10 protein-coding genes and 1 pseudogene are annotated in these 18,615 nt (G+C 67.7%); 10 read left to right on the top strand and 1 reads right to left on the bottom strand.

The features are described 5' to 3' along the window. Nucleotides 1-29 precede the first annotated feature (29 nt). From xylA to LMF57_RS10125, 3 genes are read left to right on the top strand one after another with little or no spacing between them, the layout of a single operon-like run. Nucleotides 30-1,364 carry a xylose isomerase gene (xylA, locus tag LMF57_RS10135; RefSeq protein ID WP_208082856.1) on the top strand — a complete coding sequence of 445 codons (1,335 nt, stop codon included), beginning with the start codon at nt 30-32 and terminating at the stop codon, nt 1,362-1,364. Between the two features lie 47 nt (nt 1,365-1,411). Next, nucleotides 1,412-2,821, top strand: a complete 1,410-nt coding sequence (locus tag LMF57_RS10130) for a sugar porter family MFS transporter (RefSeq protein WP_208082855.1) — start codon at nt 1,412-1,414, stop codon at nt 2,819-2,821. After that, a complete protein-coding gene (locus LMF57_RS10125) occupies nt 2,818-5,382 on the top strand; it encodes an exo 1,3/1,4-beta-D-glucan glucohydrolase (protein WP_229291338.1) in 2,565 nt (854 codons plus the stop codon). The genes LMF57_RS10130 and LMF57_RS10125 overlap by 4 nt, the downstream gene beginning before the upstream one ends. A gap of 20 nt (nt 5,383-5,402) precedes the next feature. On the opposite strand, the gene LMF57_RS10120 is transcribed toward LMF57_RS10125, so the two are convergent. Beyond that, nucleotides 5,403-6,461, bottom strand: coding sequence for a LacI family DNA-binding transcriptional regulator (locus LMF57_RS10120; protein WP_229291337.1), 1,059 nt, complete (start codon nt 6,459-6,461; stop codon nt 5,403-5,405). A gap of 111 nt (nt 6,462-6,572) precedes the next feature. Here LMF57_RS10120 and LMF57_RS10115 point away from each other — a divergent pair, with 111 nt between their 5' ends. From LMF57_RS10115 to LMF57_RS10085, 7 genes and pseudogenes are all read left to right on the top strand, one after another. Then, nucleotides 6,573-8,687: an alpha-glucuronidase family glycosyl hydrolase gene (locus tag LMF57_RS10115; RefSeq protein WP_229291336.1), complete on the top strand. Its 2,115-nt coding sequence runs from the start codon at nt 6,573-6,575 to the stop codon at nt 8,685-8,687. Beyond that, nucleotides 8,684-10,666, top strand: coding sequence for a sialate O-acetylesterase (locus LMF57_RS10110; RefSeq protein ID WP_229291335.1), 1,983 nt, complete (start codon nt 8,684-8,686; stop codon nt 10,664-10,666). Before LMF57_RS10115 ends, LMF57_RS10110 begins: the two co-directional genes overlap by 4 nt. Further along, on the top strand, nt 10,666-12,357 hold the full coding sequence (locus tag LMF57_RS10105) for a glycoside hydrolase family 43 protein (RefSeq protein WP_229291334.1): 1,692 nt from the start codon (nt 10,666-10,668) through the stop codon (nt 12,355-12,357). Before LMF57_RS10110 ends, LMF57_RS10105 begins: the two co-directional genes overlap by 1 nt. Beyond that, on the top strand, nt 12,357-15,026 hold the full coding sequence (locus tag LMF57_RS10100) for a glycoside hydrolase family 3 C-terminal domain-containing protein (protein ID WP_345778098.1): 2,670 nt from the start codon (nt 12,357-12,359) through the stop codon (nt 15,024-15,026). The genes LMF57_RS10105 and LMF57_RS10100 overlap by 1 nt, the downstream gene beginning before the upstream one ends. A 10-nt stretch (nt 15,027-15,036) precedes the next feature. Continuing rightward, nucleotides 15,037-16,509 (top strand): annotated as a pseudogene (locus LMF57_RS10095) (MFS transporter); the annotation flags it as partial. Next, entirely contained in the window at nt 16,483-17,499 is a 1,017-nt protein-coding gene (locus tag LMF57_RS10090) for a glycoside hydrolase family 43 protein (RefSeq protein WP_324255967.1), read from the top strand. The pseudogene LMF57_RS10095 and the gene LMF57_RS10090, both read left to right, overlap by 27 nt. After that, the gene (locus LMF57_RS10085) at nt 17,489-18,361 is read left to right on the top strand and encodes an aldose epimerase (RefSeq protein WP_229291332.1); all 873 of its coding nucleotides are present in this window, start codon (nt 17,489-17,491) and stop codon (nt 18,359-18,361) included. Before LMF57_RS10090 ends, LMF57_RS10085 begins: the two co-directional genes overlap by 11 nt. The last annotated feature ends 254 nt before the right edge of the window (nt 18,362-18,615 follow it).

The raw sequence follows: 18,615 nt of genomic DNA, 5'->3' as shown, positions 1-18,615 counted from the left end.
CACCTCGCACAACGACAGGAAGACGCACCATGAGCACGCAACCTTTCATCGGCGCCAAGGAATACTTCCCCGGCATCGGCCGCATTCCCTTCGAAGGCCGGGGCTCGGACAACCCGCTCGCGTTCAAGGTCTACGACGCGGACAAGGTCATCGGCGGCAGGACCATGCAGGAACATCTGCGCTTTGCAGTCTGTTACTGGCACACCTTCTGCAATGCCGGGCACGATCCGTTCGGTCCGGGTACCCGTCATTTCCCCTGGGAGGCCGGCTCGCCGATGGCGACCGCCGAGGCGAAGGTGGACGCGGCATTCGAGTTCTTCACCAAGCTGGGCGTGCCGTACTGGTGTTTCCACGATATCGACCTGGCGCCGGACGCCGAGGATGTCGGGCAGTACGAAAAGAACCTGAAGCACATGGTGGGCCTGGCCAAGGCGCGCCAGGATGCAACCGGCATGAAGCTGCTGTGGGGCACGGCCAACCTGTTCTCGCACCCGCGCTACATGAACGGTGCGTCCACCAACCCGGATTTCGCAGTGGTGGCGCGTGCCGCCGTGCAGGTAAAGGCGGCGCTGGAGGCCACCGTTGAACTGGGCGGCGAGCATTACGTGTTCTGGGGCGGCCGCGAAGGCTATGCCGCGCTGGCCAATACCCAGATGAAGCGCGAAGTCGACCACCTCGCGCGGTTCCTGACCATGGCGCGCGACCATGGCCGCAGCATCGGCCTGAAGGGCAACTTCCTGATCGAGCCCAAGCCGATGGAACCGATGAAGCACCAGTACGACTTCGACAGCGCCACCGTGGTGGGGTTCCTGAAGGAACACGGGCTGGACAAGGATTTCAAGCTCAACATCGAGGCCAACCACGCGACACTGTCCGGCCATACCTTCGAACACGATCTGCAGGTCGCCTCGGACCACGGCCTGCTCGGCAGCATCGACGCCAACCGCGGCAACGCCCAGAACGGCTGGGATACCGACCAGTTCCCCACCGACCTGTACGACACCGTGGGCGCGATGCTGGTGGTGCTGCGCCAGGGCGGTCTGGAAGGCGGCTTGAACTTCGACGCCAAGGTGCGCCGTGAATCGACCGACCTGGAAGATCTGTTCATTGCCCACGTCGGCGGCATGGATGCCTTCGCCCGCGGGCTGGAAGTGGCCCATGCGCTGCTGAACGACTCGCCGCTGGAGCAGTGGCGCAAGGAGCGTTACGCCAGCTTCGACAGTGGTGCCGGCAAGGACTTCGCGCGCGGCGCGCTCAGTCTGGCAGAACTGGCTGCGCTGGGTGCCAAGGGCGGCGAGCCCAGGCAGATCAGCGGCAAGCAGGAGCGCTACGAGAACCTGATCAACCAGTACCTGCTGCGTTGAGCACAGCGGCTCGCATCGATGACACCGAACCGGGGAGGGGCACGGCAATGCAGCAGGCAATGAGCGGTGGAGAGAACACCCGGCTGATCGTATTGATCAGCGTGGTGGCGACGATTGGCGGATTCCTGTTCGGGTTCGACAGCGGCGTGATCAACGGCACCCAGGACGGCCTGCACCAGGCGTTCAGATCCGGCGAGTGGATGCAGGGGTTCGAGATCGCCTCGATGTTGCTGGGCTGCGCCGTGGGTGCCTTCAGCGCCGGCCGGCTGGCCGACCGTCTCGGCCGCCGCAACGTGCTGATCGTTTCGGCAGTGCTGTTCCTGCTGTCGGCGATCGGCGCTGGCGCCGCATCCTCCTCGGCGATGTTCATCGTCGCGCGGGTGTTGGGGGGCTTTGCGGTGGGGGCCGCCAGTGTCATCTCCCCGGCCTACATCGCCGAAGTCGCGCCGGCGCGCTACCGTGGCCGACTCGCCACGGTCCAGCAGATCGCCATCATCAGCGGGCTGACCGTCGCGTTCCTGTCCAACTATCTGCTGGCGGCCACCGCCGGTGCATCCACCGAGGCACTGTGGGGCGGGCACGCAGCGTGGCGCTGGATGTTCTGGATGCAGGCCGTGCCCTCGCTGCTGTTCCTGGCACTGCTGCTGACCATTCCGGAAAGCCCGCGCTACCTGATGGTGAAGCGCCGCAAGGACCAGGCGCTGCAGGTGCTTGCGCGGTTGTACGGCGGTGTCGAGGCGCAGGCCAAGCTTGCCGAGATCGACGCTTCGCTGTCGAGCGACCACCATCGGCCGCGGCTGTCGGACCTGCGCAACAAGGCCACCGGCAGGATCCGCCCGATTGTCTGGGTCGGCATCGGCCTGGCGACCTTCCAGCAGCTGGTCGGCATCAACGTGGTGTTCTACTACGGTGCCGTGCTCTGGCAGGCCGTCGGCTTCTCCGAGAACGATGCGCTGCTGATCAACGTGCTGTCCGGTGCGCTCAGCATCGGCGCCTGCATCGTCACCGTGCTGCTGATCGATCGCATCGGGCGCAAGCCATTGCTGTGGGTGGGCTCGGCCGGCATGGCGGTGTCACTGGCACTGCTGGTGGCCGCATTCGCCAGCGGCTCGCTGGTCGATACGCATCTGCAGCTGCCTGCAGGCATGGGCACGCTGGCGCTGGTGGCGGCCAATGCCTATGTCGTGTTCTTCAACATCTCGTGGGGCCCGGTGATGTGGGTGATGCTGGGCGAGATGTTCCCCAACCAGATCCGCGGTTCGGGCCTGGCGGTGGCCGGTGCGGCGCAGTGGACCGCCAATTTCGCCGTCACCGTGACTTTCCCGATTCTGCTGGCCGCCACCGGGCTGGCGGCCACGTACAGCATCTACCTGGTGGCGGCGGTCATTTCGGTGTTCTTCGTGCTCAGGTACGTGCACGAAACCAAGGGCAAGGAACTGGAGCAGATGGAAGGATGAACGCGATGACCCATCGACACGTTGGCCGCGCCCACGCTGGCGTGCTGCTGACCACGCTGCTGCTGGCACTGGCGGCCTGCGGCAAGGATGAAAACGTTGCTGCAACTGCAGCCGCGACGCCGGACCCGTGGCCGCAGGTCGCCTGGCCACTGGCCGAGGACCCCGCGCTGGAGAAGCGCGTCACCGACCTGATGGACACCATGACGGTGGAGGAAAAGGTCGGCCAGCTGGTGCAGGGCGATATCGCCAGCATCACCCCCGACGACGTGCGCCGCTATCGGTTGGGCTCGGTCCTGGCCGGCGGCAATTCCGATCCCGGTGGCCGTTACGATGCCGCGCCGGCCGAATGGCTCGCGCTGGCCGATGCGTTCTACGCAGCGTCGATGGACACCTCCACCGGCGGCAAAGCCATCCCGGTGCTGTTCGGCATCGATGCCGTGCACGGGCAGAGCAACATCATCGGCGCGACACTGTTCCCGCACAACATCGGCCTGGGCGCGGCCCGCAACCCGGATCTGCTGCGCCGGATCGGCGAGGTGACCGCGCTGGAGACCCGTGCGACCGGGATGGAGTGGGCGTTCGCACCGACCGTGGCGGTACCGCAGGACGACCGCTGGGGGCGCACCTATGAGGGCTATTCCGAATCGCCCGAGGTGGTGGCCAGCTATGCCGGTGCAATGGTCGAAGGCCTGCAGGGCAAAGTGGGTACGCCCGCGTTCCTCGATGGTCGTCATGTGATCGCCTCGGTGAAGCACTTCCTCGGCGACGGTGGCACTACCGATGGCAAGGACCAGGGTGATACCCGGATCGGCGAAGCGGACCTGGTGCGCATCCACGCGGCCGGGTATCCGCCGGCGATCGCTGCAGGCGCACAGACCGTCATGGCCTCCTTCAACAGCGTCAACGGCGAAAAAATGCATGGTCACAGGCAGTACCTGACCGATGCGTTGAAGGGCCGCATGCACTTCGGTGGGTTCGTGGTGGGCGACTGGAACGGCCACGGGCAGGTCAAGGGCTGCACGACCACCGATTGCCCGGCCACCATCAATGCGGGCCTGGACATGGCCATGGCCTCGGACAGCTGGAAGGGCTTCTACGAGACCACGCTGGCCGCCGTGAAGAACGGCACCATCAGCCAGCAACGGCTGGACGAGGCGGTGCGTAGGATCCTGCGCGTCAAGATGCGACTGGGTCTGTTCGAGGCCGGTAAGCCGTCCACACGTGCGGTCGGCGGCCAGTTCGCCCTCATCGGCGCACCGGAACATCGTGCGCTGGCACGGCAGGCGGTGCGCGAATCGCTGGTACTGCTGAAGAACCAGGGGGGCGTGTTGCCACTGTCGCCCACGCAACGGATCCTGGTGGCCGGTGACGGCGCCAACGACGTGAGCAAGCAGGCCGGCGGCTGGACGCTGAACTGGCAGGGCACCGGCACGACCCGCAAGGACTTCCCCAATGCGGACACGATCTACGAGGGCATCGCCCAGCAGGCGTCGGCCGCGGGTGGCGAGGCAGTGCTGGCGGTCGATGGGAAATATGTAACGAAGCCGGATGTGGCCGTGGTGGTATTCGGCGAGAGCCCGTATGCCGAGTTCCAGGGCGATCTGCCGACGCTGGCCTACAAGCCGGGGGACGATGCCGACCTTGACCTGATCAAGCGGCTGAAGGCCGACGGCATTCCGGTGGTGGCCGTGTTCCTGAGCGGACGCCCGCTGTGGGTCAACCGCGAGATCAACGCCGCTGATGCGTTCGTGGCGGCGTGGCTGCCCGGTTCGGAAGGTGCCGGTGTTGCCGACGTGCTGCTGCGCGGGCCTGATGGCAGCGTGCAGCACGATTTCAAGGGCAGGTTGAGCTTCAGCTGGCCGCGCACTGCGACGCAGTACGCCAACAATGTGGGGCAGAAGGATTACAACCCGCAGTTCGCCTTCGGCTTCGGCCTGTCCTACGCCGACAACGGCTATCTGGCGGCGCTGCCGGAAGTCTCCGGGGTAACCGGCAATGAAGGTGCCGCCGGCGTGTTCTTCGCGCGCGGCGAAGCCGGTTCAGGCATGGCTCTGCGCCTGCAGAACAGCACGGGGCAGGGCGTTACGGTCACCAAGGTGCCGGAGGCCCTGGAGGGCGATCTGCTCAAGGTCACCGGCGTGGACCACCTGGCACAGGAAGACGGCCGCCGCCTGGCCTGGTCGGGCAAGGCTGAGGCAGTTGCCGCGCTGCAGTCGCACACGGCACTGGACCTGCAGCGCGAAAGCAACGGCGATCTGATGCTGCTGACCACGCTGCGGGTGGAGTCTGCACCCCGTGGCGAGGCCTGGTTGGCGGTGGGCTGCGGCACGGGCTGCTCGGCCCGCATTGCGCTCACGCCGACGCTGGCAAAACTGCCGGTGGGCCAATGGACGCGCGTGGGCGTGCCGCTGAAGTGCCTTGCAGCCGCAGGTGCGGATGTCGGCAAGCTGGATCGCCCGTGGTCGATCGGAACGGCGGGGGCGATGACATTGTCGGTGTCTCGGGTCGCGCTGGGCGCCCTGAACGAGGCGGAGACCAGCATCGGGTGCGCAGGCGCGTGACGGTGACGCTGCGTCCTGCGCTATCGGGAACCGGGTGGGCGCGTGACCGAATCGCGCACCACCAGCCGGTGCGGCACCACGTGGTCGGTCAACACGCGCACGCCCTCGCTGCGGCGGCGGATGGTGCGCAGCAGGATCTCGATGGCGGCATCGGCCATCGAGGCGATGGGCTGATGGATGGTGGTGAGCTCGGGCCAGACCGTCGTGGCGGCGGAGCTGTCATCGAAGCCCACCACCGACAGGTCGCGGGGCACCTCCAGGCCACGCCGGTGCGCGACGGAGATCGCCGCCGCGCCCATATCGTCGTTGCTGGCCAGGATCGCCGTGGGCGGCCTGGGCTGGCACAGCAGTTTCTCGGCAGCGGCCAGCCCGGAGCGGTAGGTGTAGTCGCCCTGTTCGACCAGGGCGGGGTCGACCTCCAGCCCGGCGTCGTGCAGCGCGCTGACAAAGCCGTCATAGCGCCGCGCGCTGGCACTGAGGTCGGTGCGCCCGCAGATGAAGCCGATGCGGCGGTGGCCGTTCTGGATCAGGTGTTCAGCCAATTCCCTGCCGGCGTGGAAGTCATCGATGCGCACACAGGAAATGTCATTGCCGAGGTGACCCGGCGCGATCGCCACCACCGGGATGCCGGCCTTGACCAGCTCGGTCACCACGGGCTTCGATTCGCACAGCGGCGGCGGCAGGATGACGCCGTCCACCCGTCCGGCCAGGGCACGCGCGGCCTTGCGCTGGGCCGCGGGGCCCGGCTCGTCCCAGTAGTCGATGACCAGCTGGATGGCAGCGTTGGACGCGACGCGCAGCAGGCCGACCAGCAGTTCGCGCAGATAGGCACCGCTGGGGTCGGTGTAGATCAGTGCAATACGCGTGTGCTGCGCGGCGGCCAGCGAACTGGCGGCGAGGTTGGGCGTATAGCCCAGCTCACGCACTGCGCGCATCACGCGCTCGCGGGTGACGTCGCGCACCTTGCCCTGGTTGATCGCCCGCGACACCGTCATCGGCGACACTCCGGCCAGGGCCGCCACCTCGTCGATCGTCACGCCACTGGTTTTGCGGCGGACCGATTTCTTCGGCTTGTCCAATACGCGCTCCCGTTCTTCTCTGTGACGCTGCCGAAGCCCGCGCACGTCAGGAGCTTACAAGGTTTGCTGGCCGCCCAACGGTCCGGTCTGGATGGCGAGCGGTGTCATTGGATGTTTGCTGCTGTGCTGGTGCTGCTGGCCTGCATCGGCGACGCGCGCGCAGAGGATGGCCATGCCCTGTGGATGCGCTACGTCCCGCTTGAGCCGGCCCTCGCTGCCGGCTACCGCACCCGCCTGGGGCAGGTGGTGGCCCCTGATCACACAGCCACGCAGCGCGCCGCGCGCGATGAACTGCAGCGTGGACTGGCCGGGCTGCTCGGCAGCGCTCCGCAGTTGGCAGGTACGGCAGCCACCGGCCCCATGCTGGTGCTGGGTACGCCGCAGTCGTCGGCGTTGATCGCGCCGTTGCGTGCGCAGATGCAGTCGCTGGGCGAGGAGGGCTACCTGCTCAAGCGCACACAGGTGGGCGGACGCGATGTGCTGCTGGTCGCCGCACCGCGGGATATCGGCGTGCTGTACGGGGTGTTCCACCTGCTGCGGCTGCTGCAGACGGGCGCGGCACTGGACGCCCTCGATGTGCGTCAATCGCCGCGGCTCCGGCTGCGCATGCTCAATCACTGGGACAACCTGGATGGCCATGTCGAACGTGGCTACGCAGGCCGTTCGCTGTGGGACTGGCAGACGTTGCCGGAGTGGCGCGACCCGCGCTACACCGACTATGCACGCGCCAACGCATCCGTAGGCATCAACGGCACCGTGCTCAACAACGTGAATGCAAACGCACAGAGTCTTGCGCCGGACTATCTCGACAAAGCGGCAACACTGGCCGATCTTTTCCGTCCGTACGGCGTCCGTGTCTACCTGAGTGCACGCTTCAGCGCACCCATCGAGCTGGGCGGGCTCGACACCGCCGATCCGCTCGACCCGGCCGTGCAACGCTGGTGGCGCGACAAAGCCGAGCAGATCTACGCGCGCATTCCCGATTTCGGTGGTTTCCTGGTGAAGGCCAATTCGGAAGGGCAGCCCGGCCCGCAGGACTACGGCCGCTCGCACGCCGACGGCGCCAACCTGCTGGCCGATGCGCTGGCCCCGCACGGCGGCGTGGTGATGTGGCGCGCCTTCGTCTATGCGCACGACGTTCCTGCGGACCGGGCCACGCAGGCCTACAGCGAATTCGCCGGCCTGGATGGCGCGTTCCGCCCGAACGTGGTGCTGCAGGTGAAGAACGGGCCCATCGACTTCCAGCCACGCGAGCCGTTCCATCCGCTGTTCGGGGCCATGCCGCGCACGCCGCTGGTGATGGAAGTGCAGATCACCAAGGAGTACCTGGGCTTTGCCACGCATCTGGTTTACCTGGGGCCGTTGTACGAGGAAGTGCTGCGGGCCGACACCCGCACACGCGGCAGGGGGGCCATCGTGGCGCAGTCCCTGGCCGGCATGGCCGGGGTCGCCAACATCGGCACCGACCGCACCTGGAGTGGATCGCACTTCGACCAGGCCAACTGGTACGCCTTCGGGCGTCTTGCGTGGGATCCACGGCAATCGGCCCAGGACATCGCGGCGGACTGGGCGGCGCTGACGTTCTCGGCCGATCCCGGCGTGGTGCAGCCCATCGTCGGGATGATGATGGCCTCGCGCGAGGCCGCGGTGAACTACATGACGCCGTTGGGCCTGCACCACCTGATGGCGCGGGGGCACCACCATGGTCCCGGTCCCTGGGGCGATGGTGGCCCGCGCGCGGACTGGACGTCGGTGTACTACCACCGTGCGGATCGCAACGGCATCGGCTTCGACCGCACCGCGCGCGGCAGCAACGCCGTGGCCCAGTATTCCCCCGGCGTGGCCGAGCAGTACGGCGACCTGGCGCGGGTTCCGGAGCCGCTGCTGCTGTGGTTCCACCACGTGCCGTGGGATCACCGCATGGCCTCTGGGCGGACGTTGTGGGACGAACTGGTCGGGCGCTACTCGCAGGGGGTACGGCAGGTGCAGGGCATGCAGGCCACCTGGGCGGGGCTGCAGGGCAAGGTGGATGCGCAACGACATGCGCAGGTCACGGCCTTCCTGCGTATCCAGCAGCGCGAAGCACAGTGGTGGCGCGATGCCAGCGTGGCGTACTTCCAGTCGGTGAGCGGTAGGCCGTTGCCCGCAGGCGAAGCCGCGCCGCCGCATCCGCTGGCCTGGTACCAGACCCTGCAGTTTCCCTCCGCGCCAGGAGATGGCCGATGAAGCCGACGTCGTGGGTGGGCTGGCTGCTGCTGGTTGCCATGGGCGGCTGCGCCACGCGTGCAGCGGCACAGGAACCAGGGACGGCGCTGCTGCATCCGCTGTTCCAGGATCACGCCGTGCTGCAGCGTGACCGGCCGATTCCGGTATGGGGCCAGGCCACGCCGGGCGACTCGGTTTCCGTGGCGTTTGCAGGGCGCACTGTCAGCACGCATGCGGCTGGCGATGGCCGCTGGCATGCAACGCTGCCGCCTGCCGCAGCCGGCGGACCTTACGAAATGTCGGTCCGGTCCGGGCATGCCAGCCAGATCGTGCGCGACGTGCAGATCGGCGATGTCTGGTTGTGTTCCGGGCAGTCGAACATGGAGCTTCCGGTGTGGCGCGCGCTCGATGCAGGCAGCGAGATCGCCTCCGCCACGGAACCGGGGATCCGCCTGTTCACCGTGCCGAGGGCGGCGGCGGTTTCACCACGGAGTGATTTTTCCGCGTCTGTGGCCTGGCGCCCCGCGTCACCGGACACCGTACGTGATTTTTCCGCCGCGTGTTTCTACTTTGCGCGTGAACTGCGCAAGAGCGTCGATGTTCCGATGGGGCTGATCCAGGCAGCGTGGGGCGGCTCGCGTATCGAGGCCTGGACCAGCAGCAATGCCCTGCGCGCGCAGGGTGGCCTGGGCCCAGCGCTTGACGTGCTCGCGCTGTACGCGCGTGATCCGGCTGCGGCAAACGAACGTTGGGGCCAGCAGTGGCAACACTGGTGGACAACACGCGCCGATGCCGTCGCCGCCGATGCACCCTGGCAGCCAGGCAACGACAGCCGTGGATGGCAACGCGCACCCGCTACGCTCGGGGCGTGGGAGCGCTGGGGTGTGCCAGCGCTGGCCGGCTACAACGGCATGGTCTGGTATCGCACCCAGGTGACACTGAGCGCCGACCAGGCAGCCAAGCGCGCACAGCTTGAGCTCGGCCCCATCGACGAGACGGACATGACCTGGGTGAACGGCGTGGCCGTGGGCAGCCAGTACGGTGCGGGCGAGCGGCGAAGCTATGCGCTGCCGGCTGGCTTGCTGAAAGCCGGCGCCAACACCGTGGTGATCAATGTGCTGGACACCTACGGCGAGGGTGGTCTTGCAGGGCCCGCGAGCGCGCACGCCATCGGCCTGGATGACGGTACGCGCATCGAGCTGAATGCCCGCTGGCAGTACCGGGTGGCACCCGGCGCACAGGCGCCGCCGCTGGCACCGTGGCACGCCGCCACGGGACTGTCGACGCTGTACAACGGCATGATTGCGCCGCTGGGTGCCTATGGCCTGCGCGGCATGCTGTGGTACCAGGGTGAATCCAACACCGGTGACGCACCGGCATACCTCGCACGCCTGCGCAGCCTGCGTGACGACTGGCGGCGGCGATTCGGCGCGCACACGCCGCTGCTGCTGGTGCAGCTGGCCGGCTATGGCCAGCCGCCCGTGGCGCCGGTTGAAAGTGGCTGGGCGCAGGTGCGCGAGGCGCAGCGGCTCGCTGCGGCGGAAGACCCGCGCACCGGGCTGGCCGTGGCCATCGACATCGGCGATGCCTACGACATCCACCCGCCGAACAAGCAGGAACTGGGCCGGCGGCTGGCGCGGGCAGCGCGCCATGTGGTCTATGGCGAGCGCAGCCTGGCGCCCGCCGGCCCAACTGCACACACAGCATCGGCCACGCGCGCCGGCGTGCGTATCCGCTTCAACGGGATCACCGGCGCCCTGGTCACGACCGGCGCGAACGGCCCCATCGGCTTCGAGCTGTGCGACGCCGATGCGCACCACTGCCGCTACGCCGACGCGGTGCTGGACGGGCACGACGTCGTGCTGCGCAGCCCGCTGGCTGACGCGGGCGGGCGCGTGCGCTACTGCTGGGCCGATGGCCCGGTGTGCACCCTGCGCGACAGCAACGGGGCGCCCGCCGGCCCGTTCGAGCTTTCCATCACCCCTGCGGAGGTTCCCTGATGCGTCTGCTGCTGGCTCCAGTACTCGTGTTGATGTCGTTCCTGCCGCAGGCGTGGGCAGCGCCGCCCGCGCCGCCGGTCTACTTCGACTGGTTCGAGTACAGCGGTCGCGACGCGGCCTTCGATGCGCCGTTGCCGGCCGGGCACTATCGCAACCCGATTCTTGCCGGGTTCCATGCCGACCCCAGCATCGTCGCCGCAAACGGGCGCTTCTATCTGGTCAATTCCAGCTTCACCTACTTCCCGGGCATCCCGGTATTCGAAAGCGTGGACCTGGTGCACTGGAAACAGATCGGCAATGTGATCGACCGACCGTCGCAGCTGGACTTCGACGGACTGGGCGTGTCGCGCGGCATCTTCGCACCGGCCATCAGTTACCACGACGGCATGTTCTACGTGGTCACCACGGCCGTCGACAGCGGCGGCAACTTCATCGCTACCGCCCGTGATCCTGCCGGTCCCTGGTCCGATCCGCACTGGCTGCCTGGCATCGATGGGATCGATCCATCATTGTTCTTCGACAGCGACGGCACCGTGTATCTGCTCAACAACGATGTACCGCCCGGCCCGCCACGTTACGAGGGCCACCGTGCCATCTGGATGCAGCAGATGGATCTGGCGACATTCACCCCGGTAGGCCCCCGCAAGGTGTTGATCGACGGCGGGGTGGAGCCGGCCAGCAACCCGATCTGGATCGAGGGGCCGCACATCTACCAACGCGATGGCTGGTACTACCTCTCCGACGCGGAAGGCGGCACCGGGCCGCAACATTCGCAGGTGGTGCTGCGCAGCCGTGATGTGTGGGGGCCCTACGTGCCGTATGCGGGCAATCCGATTCTCACCCAGCGCGACCTGCCCGCCGACAGGCCGTTGCCGATCACCAATGCCGGGCATGCGGATCTGGTGGAGGGGCCGGACGGCTCATGGTGGGCGGTGTTCCTTGCCAGCCGCAACTACGACACGCGCCACTACAACACCGGTCGTGAGACCTATCTGCTGCCGGTGCAATGGCGTGACGGCTGGCCGGTGATCCTGCCGGCCAACCAGGCCATTCCGTATGCGGCCAGAGCGCCCTCCTGGATGCAGGGCGAAGCGGCGCAGGCGCCGTCCACCGGTAATTTCACCGAACGCGACGAATTCGATGCGCCCACACTCGGCAGCGGCTGGCTGCGCGTGCGCGTCCCCAGGCAGCCGTGGGCGGACCTGCGCGAGCGACCGGGGGCGTTGGCCGTGCATCCGCTGGCGGAGAACCTGGATACGCTGCGCAACCCCGCGTTCCTCGGCCGGCGCCAGCAGCACCTGCGCTTCGAATCCAGCACGGCCATGACCCGGCCGGCGGCGGGCGTGGCCGCAGGCCTGGCAGCGTTCCAGAGCGAGACCCACTGGTATTTCCTTGGCGTGCGCAGCCTCGGCGGTGACCGCGTGGCGGTCTTCCTGGAAGCGCGCGACGGCGGCGGTGTCACCCGCACCCTGGCAACGCGCCAGGCAACGGCAGCGACATCGCTGCGCCTGAAGATCGCCGGTGACGAAGGCCGCTATGCGTTCGCCTTCGACAGCGGCGACGGGCGTGGCTGGCAGACACTGGCCGATGACGTGGACGGAACGGTGTTGAGTACGGATCGTGCAGGCGGCTTCGTCGGCGCCCTGCTGGGACCATTCGCGCGCGACGAGCGTGCATTGAGGAGCAAATGATGACGCGCACTCCCATCTTCCGCACGCTGGCCCTGGGCGCTGCCATCGCGCTGGCGGGCACGGGTTATGCAGCCGAGCCCGCGCCCTGGCTCGACACCTCGGCCAGCTTCGAAAACCGCGCCGCTGCCCTGGTCGCCCGGATGACCCTGGAGGAGAAGGCAGCGCAGATGCAGAACGCCGCGCCCGCGATCGAGCGCCTGGGCGTTCCCGCCTACGACTGGTGGAACGAAGGCCTGCATGGCGTGGCGCGGGCAGGGCAGGCCACCGTGTTTCCGCAGGCCATCGGCCTGGCGGCCACCTTCGATGTGCCGCTGATGGGGCAGGTGGCCAGCACCATCAGCGACGAAGCCCGTGCCAAGCATCACCAGTTCCTCCGTGAGGGCTCGCATGGCCGCTACCAGGGGCTGACCTACTGGTCGCCGAACATCAACATCTTCCGCGACCCGCGATGGGGCCGCGGCCAGGAAACCTACGGCGAGGACCCGTACCTCACCGCCCGCATGGGCGTGGCCTTCGTGCACGGCCTGCAGGGCGATGACCCGGTGTACCGCAAGCTCGACGCCACCGCCAAGCACCTGGCCGTGCACAGTGGCCCCGAGGCCGACCGCCACCACTTCGATGCGCGCCCGAGCAAGCGCGACCTGTACGACACCTACCTGCCCGCGTTCGAGGCGCTGGTGAAAGAGGGGCAGGTGGACGCGGTGATGGGCGCCTACAACAGGGTGTACGGCGAGTCCGCCAGCGCCAGCCGGTTCCTGCTGCGCGACGTGCTGCGCCGCGACTGGGGCTTCAAGGGCTATGTGGTGTCCGACTGCTGGGCCATCGTCGACATCTGGAAACATCACCGGATCGTTCCCAGCCGCGAGGCGGCTGCCGCGTTGGCAGTGAAGAACGGCACCGAACTGGAGTGCGGCCAGGAATACGCCACGCTGCCGGCGGCGGTGCGGCAGGGCCTGATCAGCGAGGCGGAGATCGACGATGCGGTGACCCGCCTGTTTGCCGCGCGGATGCGGCTGGGCATGTTCGACCCACCCGAGCGCGTGCGCTGGGCGCAGATTCCCGCGTCGGTCAACCAGGCTCCGGCGCATGATGCGCTGGCCCTGAAGGCCGCCCAGGAATCGCTGGTGCTGCTGAAGAACGATGGCGTGCTGCCGCTGTCGCGCAACCTCAAGCGCATCGCCGTGATCGGCCCCACGGCCGATGACACCATGGCACTGCTCGGCAACTACTTCGGCACCCCGGCCGCGCCGGTCACCCTCCTGCAGGGCATCCGCGATGCCGCCAAGGGAATCGAGGTGAGCTACGCACGCGGCGTGGACTTGGTTGAAGGGCGCGACGATCCCAGCGCCACACCCTTGATCGAAGCGACCTACCTGCGCCCGTCGGCTGACTCGCCGGAGCGCGGGCTGCGCGGCGAGTATTTCCGTACCGCCGATCTTTCCGGCACTCCGGCCCTGGTCCGCACCGATGCCCAGATCGGATTCCGCTGGGACCGAGGTTCCCCGACCGACAACCTGCTGGCCCGTGGTGAAGCCGCGCCGGGGCAGGGCATCCCCAGCGATGGTTTCAGCATCCGCTGGACTGGCCAGTTGCTGCCGCCCGTCTCGGGGCGCTACCGGATCGAGGCGGCCGCCGACGATGGTTTCCGCCTCTACGTGGACGGCAAGCGTGTGCTGGACCACTGGGCCAACAGTGATCGCCTGCACGGCGATGGCGTGGAACTGGACCTGCAGGCCGGCCGCGCCTATGACCTGAGGCTTGAGTACTTCGACGCCGAGCGCGATGCCGGCGTCCGCCTGGGGTGGCGCATGCCCGGCGCCAAGCCGCCGTTCGAAGCGGCACTGGAGGCCGCGCGCAACGCCGATGTGGTGGTGTTCGTGGGCGGCCTCACCGGGGACGTCGAAGGCGAAGAAATGAAGGTCAACTACCCGGGCTTCGCCGGCGGTGACCGTACCGACCTGCGCCTGCCCGCGCCCCAGCGCTCGCTGCTGGAAGCGCTGCATGCCACCGGCAAACCGGTGGTGATGGTCCTCACCGGCGGCTCGGCCATGGCGGTGGACTGGGCGCAGCAGAATCTGTCCGCCATCCTGATGAGCTGGTATCCCGGGCAACGCGGCGGCACTGCCGTCGGCCAGGCGCTGTTCGGCGACGTCAATCCGGGCGGGCGCCTGCCGGTGACCTTCTACAAGGCGGACGAGGCGATGCCGGCCTTTGACGACTACACGATGGAAGGACGCACCTACCGCTACTTCCGCGGTACCCCGCTGTATCCGTTCGGGCACGGGCTGTCGTACACCCGCTTCGACTACGGCAGGCTGCAGCTCGATTCAACGCGCATCGCCAACGACGGGACACTCAAGGTGCAGGTCGAGATCGCCAACACGGGCAAGCGCGCCGGCGACGAAGTGGTCCAGCTGTATGTGCGACGGCTGCAGGCCGGCCCCGGCGACGCACGCCAGACACTGCGCGGCTTCCAGCGTGTGCACCTGGCCGCAGGCGAGCGGCGCACCGTGGTGTTCAACCTGGAAGCGCAGCAGGCCCTGCGCCACTATGACGACGCGCGCGGGGGTTATGCCGTGCCGGCGGGCGCGTACGAGGCATGGGTGGGCAGCTCCAGCGCCGACATCCGCGCGAAGGCCGGGTTCACCGTGGAGACCAACCGTGACTGATGCGCGCCGCATGGAAAGCACCGGGCACACGCTGTCCATCCGGGAGAAACTCGGCTACAGCCTGGGCGACCTGGCCGCCAACCTGATCTTCCAGACGCTGATCACCTACCTCGCGTTCTTCTACACCGATGTGTACCGGCTGCCGCCCGCCACGGCCGCCACGATCATCTTCGTGATCGGCGTGCTCGGTGCCTTCGTGTTCACGCCGTTGATCGGCATCGCCGCCGATCGCACGGTCAGCCGCTGGGGCAAGTTCCGGCCGTGGATCCTGTGGACGGCCATTCCCTTCGGGGTGCTGTCACTGCTGGCCTTCAGCACCCCCGACCTGGCGCCGCGCGCGAAGGTCGTCTACGCCCTGGCCACGTACGGCCTGTTGATGCTCGTGTATGCGGCCAACAATCTGCCGTACTCGGCACTCAGTGGCGTGCTCACCGGCAGCATGGCCCAGCGCAACAGCCTGTCGGCCTACCGCTTCGTGGCGGTGATGATCGCGCAGTTCATCATCCAGGTCCTGCTGCTGCCGCTGGTGCTGATCCTCGGCGACGGCGACCGGGTGCTGGGCTTCGAGCGGGTCATGACGGTATTTGCGGTGGTGGGAACGGTGTTCTTCCTGATCACCTTCGCCACCACGCGCGAGCGCATCGTACCGGCGAAGGAACAGACTGCCGGGGTGCTGCAGGACCTGTCCGACCTGCTGCGCAACCGCCCGTGGAAGGTGATGCTGGCGCTGACCATCCTGGTCTTCATCAACCTGTCGCTGAAGGGCGGCACCTACGTCTACTACTTCCAGTACTACATGAGCGAGACCGCCCTGGCGGGCTTCCTCGACAGCTCCGGCTTCAACCGCTGCATCGGCGCCATCAATGCGGCACTCAGCGGTCTGGGCCTGGCCGGCTTCGCCTGGCCGAAGGATCCGGCAACATCGGCCTTCAGCCTGTTCAACGCCTGCGGCATCGTCTGCATGATCCTGGGCATCGGCGTATCGCGCCGCCTGGCCGACCGTTTCGGCAAGCGTGATGTCTTTGGCGGTGCCTTGCTGGTGTCCACCGTGTTCCTGCTGGCGTTCTATTTCTTCCCGCCCACGGCGGTCGCCGTGGCCTTCGCTGCCTTCATGCTGCACGGGTTCTGCTACGGCATCACCATCCCGCTGCTGTGGGCGATGATCGCCGACGTCGCCGACTACTCCGAATGGAAGAACCATCGCCGTGCCACCGCCATCGTCTTCTCGGCGATGCTGTGTGGCCTGAAGATCGGGCTCAGCATCGGTGGCGCGCTGGTAGCTGGCATCCTTGCCCATCACGGCTACCAGGCAGGCGCACCGCAACAGCCCGAAGCCGTGGTGGATGGCATCCGCCTGACGGTAAGCGTGTACTGCTCCCTGCCGTTCCTGGCTGCAGTAGCGCTGCTCTTCCTCTACGAGATCAACAAGCGCATGGAGACCCGCATCGAGCAGGACCTGCAGTCGCGGCGCCAGGGCAGCGATCTGCAGCAACTGGCAGCGCACGCCATCTCCCAGCCCCTGGTAAGCCACATCTACACGGCCGACCCTTCGGCCCATGTGTTCGAGGGGCGGCTGTACATCTATCCATCGCACGACATCGACAGCGGCACACCCTTCGACGATGAGGGCGGCCACTTCGGCATGCAGGACTACCACGTGCTGCGGATGGACACACCCGAGGGCGAGGCCACCGACTGCGGCGTGGCGCTGCATGTGCGCGACGTGCCCTGGGCCAGCCAGCAGATGTGGGCACCGGATGCCGCCTCCCGCGATGGCCGCTATTACCTGTACTTCCCGGCCAAGGACGCCCACGGCATGTTCCGTATCGGCGTTGCGGCGGCGGATCGGCCGGAGGGCCCGTTCACTCCAGAGCCCGAACCCATCAAGGGCGCGTACTCGATCGACCCGGCCGTGTTCGAGGACGACGACGGCACGCACTACCTCTGTTTCGGTGGCATCTGGGGTGGCCAGCTGCAGAAGTATCGCGACAACCGCTACGACCCGGCGCATGAAGAACCTGCCGGCGACGCGCAGGCACTGGGCCCGCGTATCGGGCGACTGGACGCCTGCATGACCCGGCTTGCCGAACCCACCCGGGAGATCATCATCCTGGACGAGCACGGGCAGCCGCTGCGCGCCGACGACCATGCCCGTCGCTTCTTCGAAGGACCGTGGCTGCACAAGCACCAGGGCCGGTATTACCTGTCGTACTCCACGGGTGATACGCACCTGCTGTGCTATGCCACCAGCGACAGCCCGTACGGGCCGTTCACCTATCGCGGCGTGATTCTCACCCCCGTGGTGGGCTGGACCACCCATCACTCCATCTGTGCGTTCCAGGGGCGGTGGTACCTGTTCTATCACGACGCGTTGTTGTCCGGCGGGGTCACCCACCTGCGTTCGGTCAAGTGCACACCGCTGCACATGGAAGCAGACGGCAGCATCCGGACGATCCATCCCTATGGCACCTGAGCCGACTTCGCCCATGGATGATGCGCAGGCGGCGCTGCCTGCCGGCCCACTGCACTGGTTGCGCGCAGGCAGGCTGGAGGTCGCGCTCGCACCGGAAGCTGGTGGGCGCATCGCCCAACTACGCTGCGACGGTGTGGACTGGCTCGTCGACGAACATGAAGTAGGGCAGGCAAGCATTGCGTGGGGGTGCTATCCCATGCTGCCCTGGGCCGGGCGCATCCGGCAGGGGCGCTTCGCCTTCGAAGGCAGGCCCTATCAGCTGCCGGTGAACTTCGGAATGCACGCCATTCATGGCGTCGGCTTCTCACGGCCCTGGCGCATCGACCGCCTTGAACCGGACGGCGCCTCGCTGTCGCTGGACCTCCCTGAGGATGCCTATTGGCCCTTCGGGGGCAGGGCATCACAGCACCTCCTCGTGCAGCCCGACCGCCTGAAGCTGCGCCTCGCGGTGCAGGCCGGCGCCATGGCAATGCCAGCCGTGCTTGGCTGGCATCCCTGGTTCCGCAAGCCGGATCGACTGCTGTTCGCACCCAGCGCTATGTACCCGCGCGACGGGGAGGGCATCGCCACCTTGCCCTGCGTGCATCCAACGCAGGGGCCGTGGGATGACTGCTTCATCAACCCGGCCGAAGTGATGCTGGTTGCCGCCGGCCAGCGGCTGCGGCTGAGCGCCGACACCGATCACTGGGTGGTCTACGACGGGGCAGCGCACGCCACCTGCGTGGAGCCGCAGACCGGCCCACCCGACGGATTCACGCTGGCGCCAACCCGGTTGCAGCCGGGACAACAGCTGGAACTGAACTTCGAGCTGCGTTGGGAGATCGGCAGCGATGGCGATCCGGCTGGCGTCGACGCCAGCTGATCATCGCTTCCTCGCAGCGCCATGCAATCGTCCGCGGCAGCTCTGCCGTATCGAATGCCTGCCGGCCATTCTGCTTTTCGCGTCCGCCGGGCATGGCCCGGCGCTACCCATCTTTGCGTCAGCCGGGCATGGCCCGGCGCAACCCATCTTCGCGTCCGCCGCGCATGGCCCGGCGCTACCCATGCGTCGCGTCCGGTAGTGCCGGCCGCTGGCCGGCAACACGCGATCCGGCGCGCGCTTACAGCGCGCTCTGC

Origin of the sequence: Stenotrophomonas sp. SI-NJAU-1, from assembly GCF_020883215.1 — a bacterium.
GTDB classification, from domain to species: Bacteria; Pseudomonadota; Gammaproteobacteria; order Xanthomonadales; family Xanthomonadaceae; genus Stenotrophomonas; species Stenotrophomonas indicatrix.
This window is presented reverse-complemented; position numbering and strand designations above follow the sequence as displayed.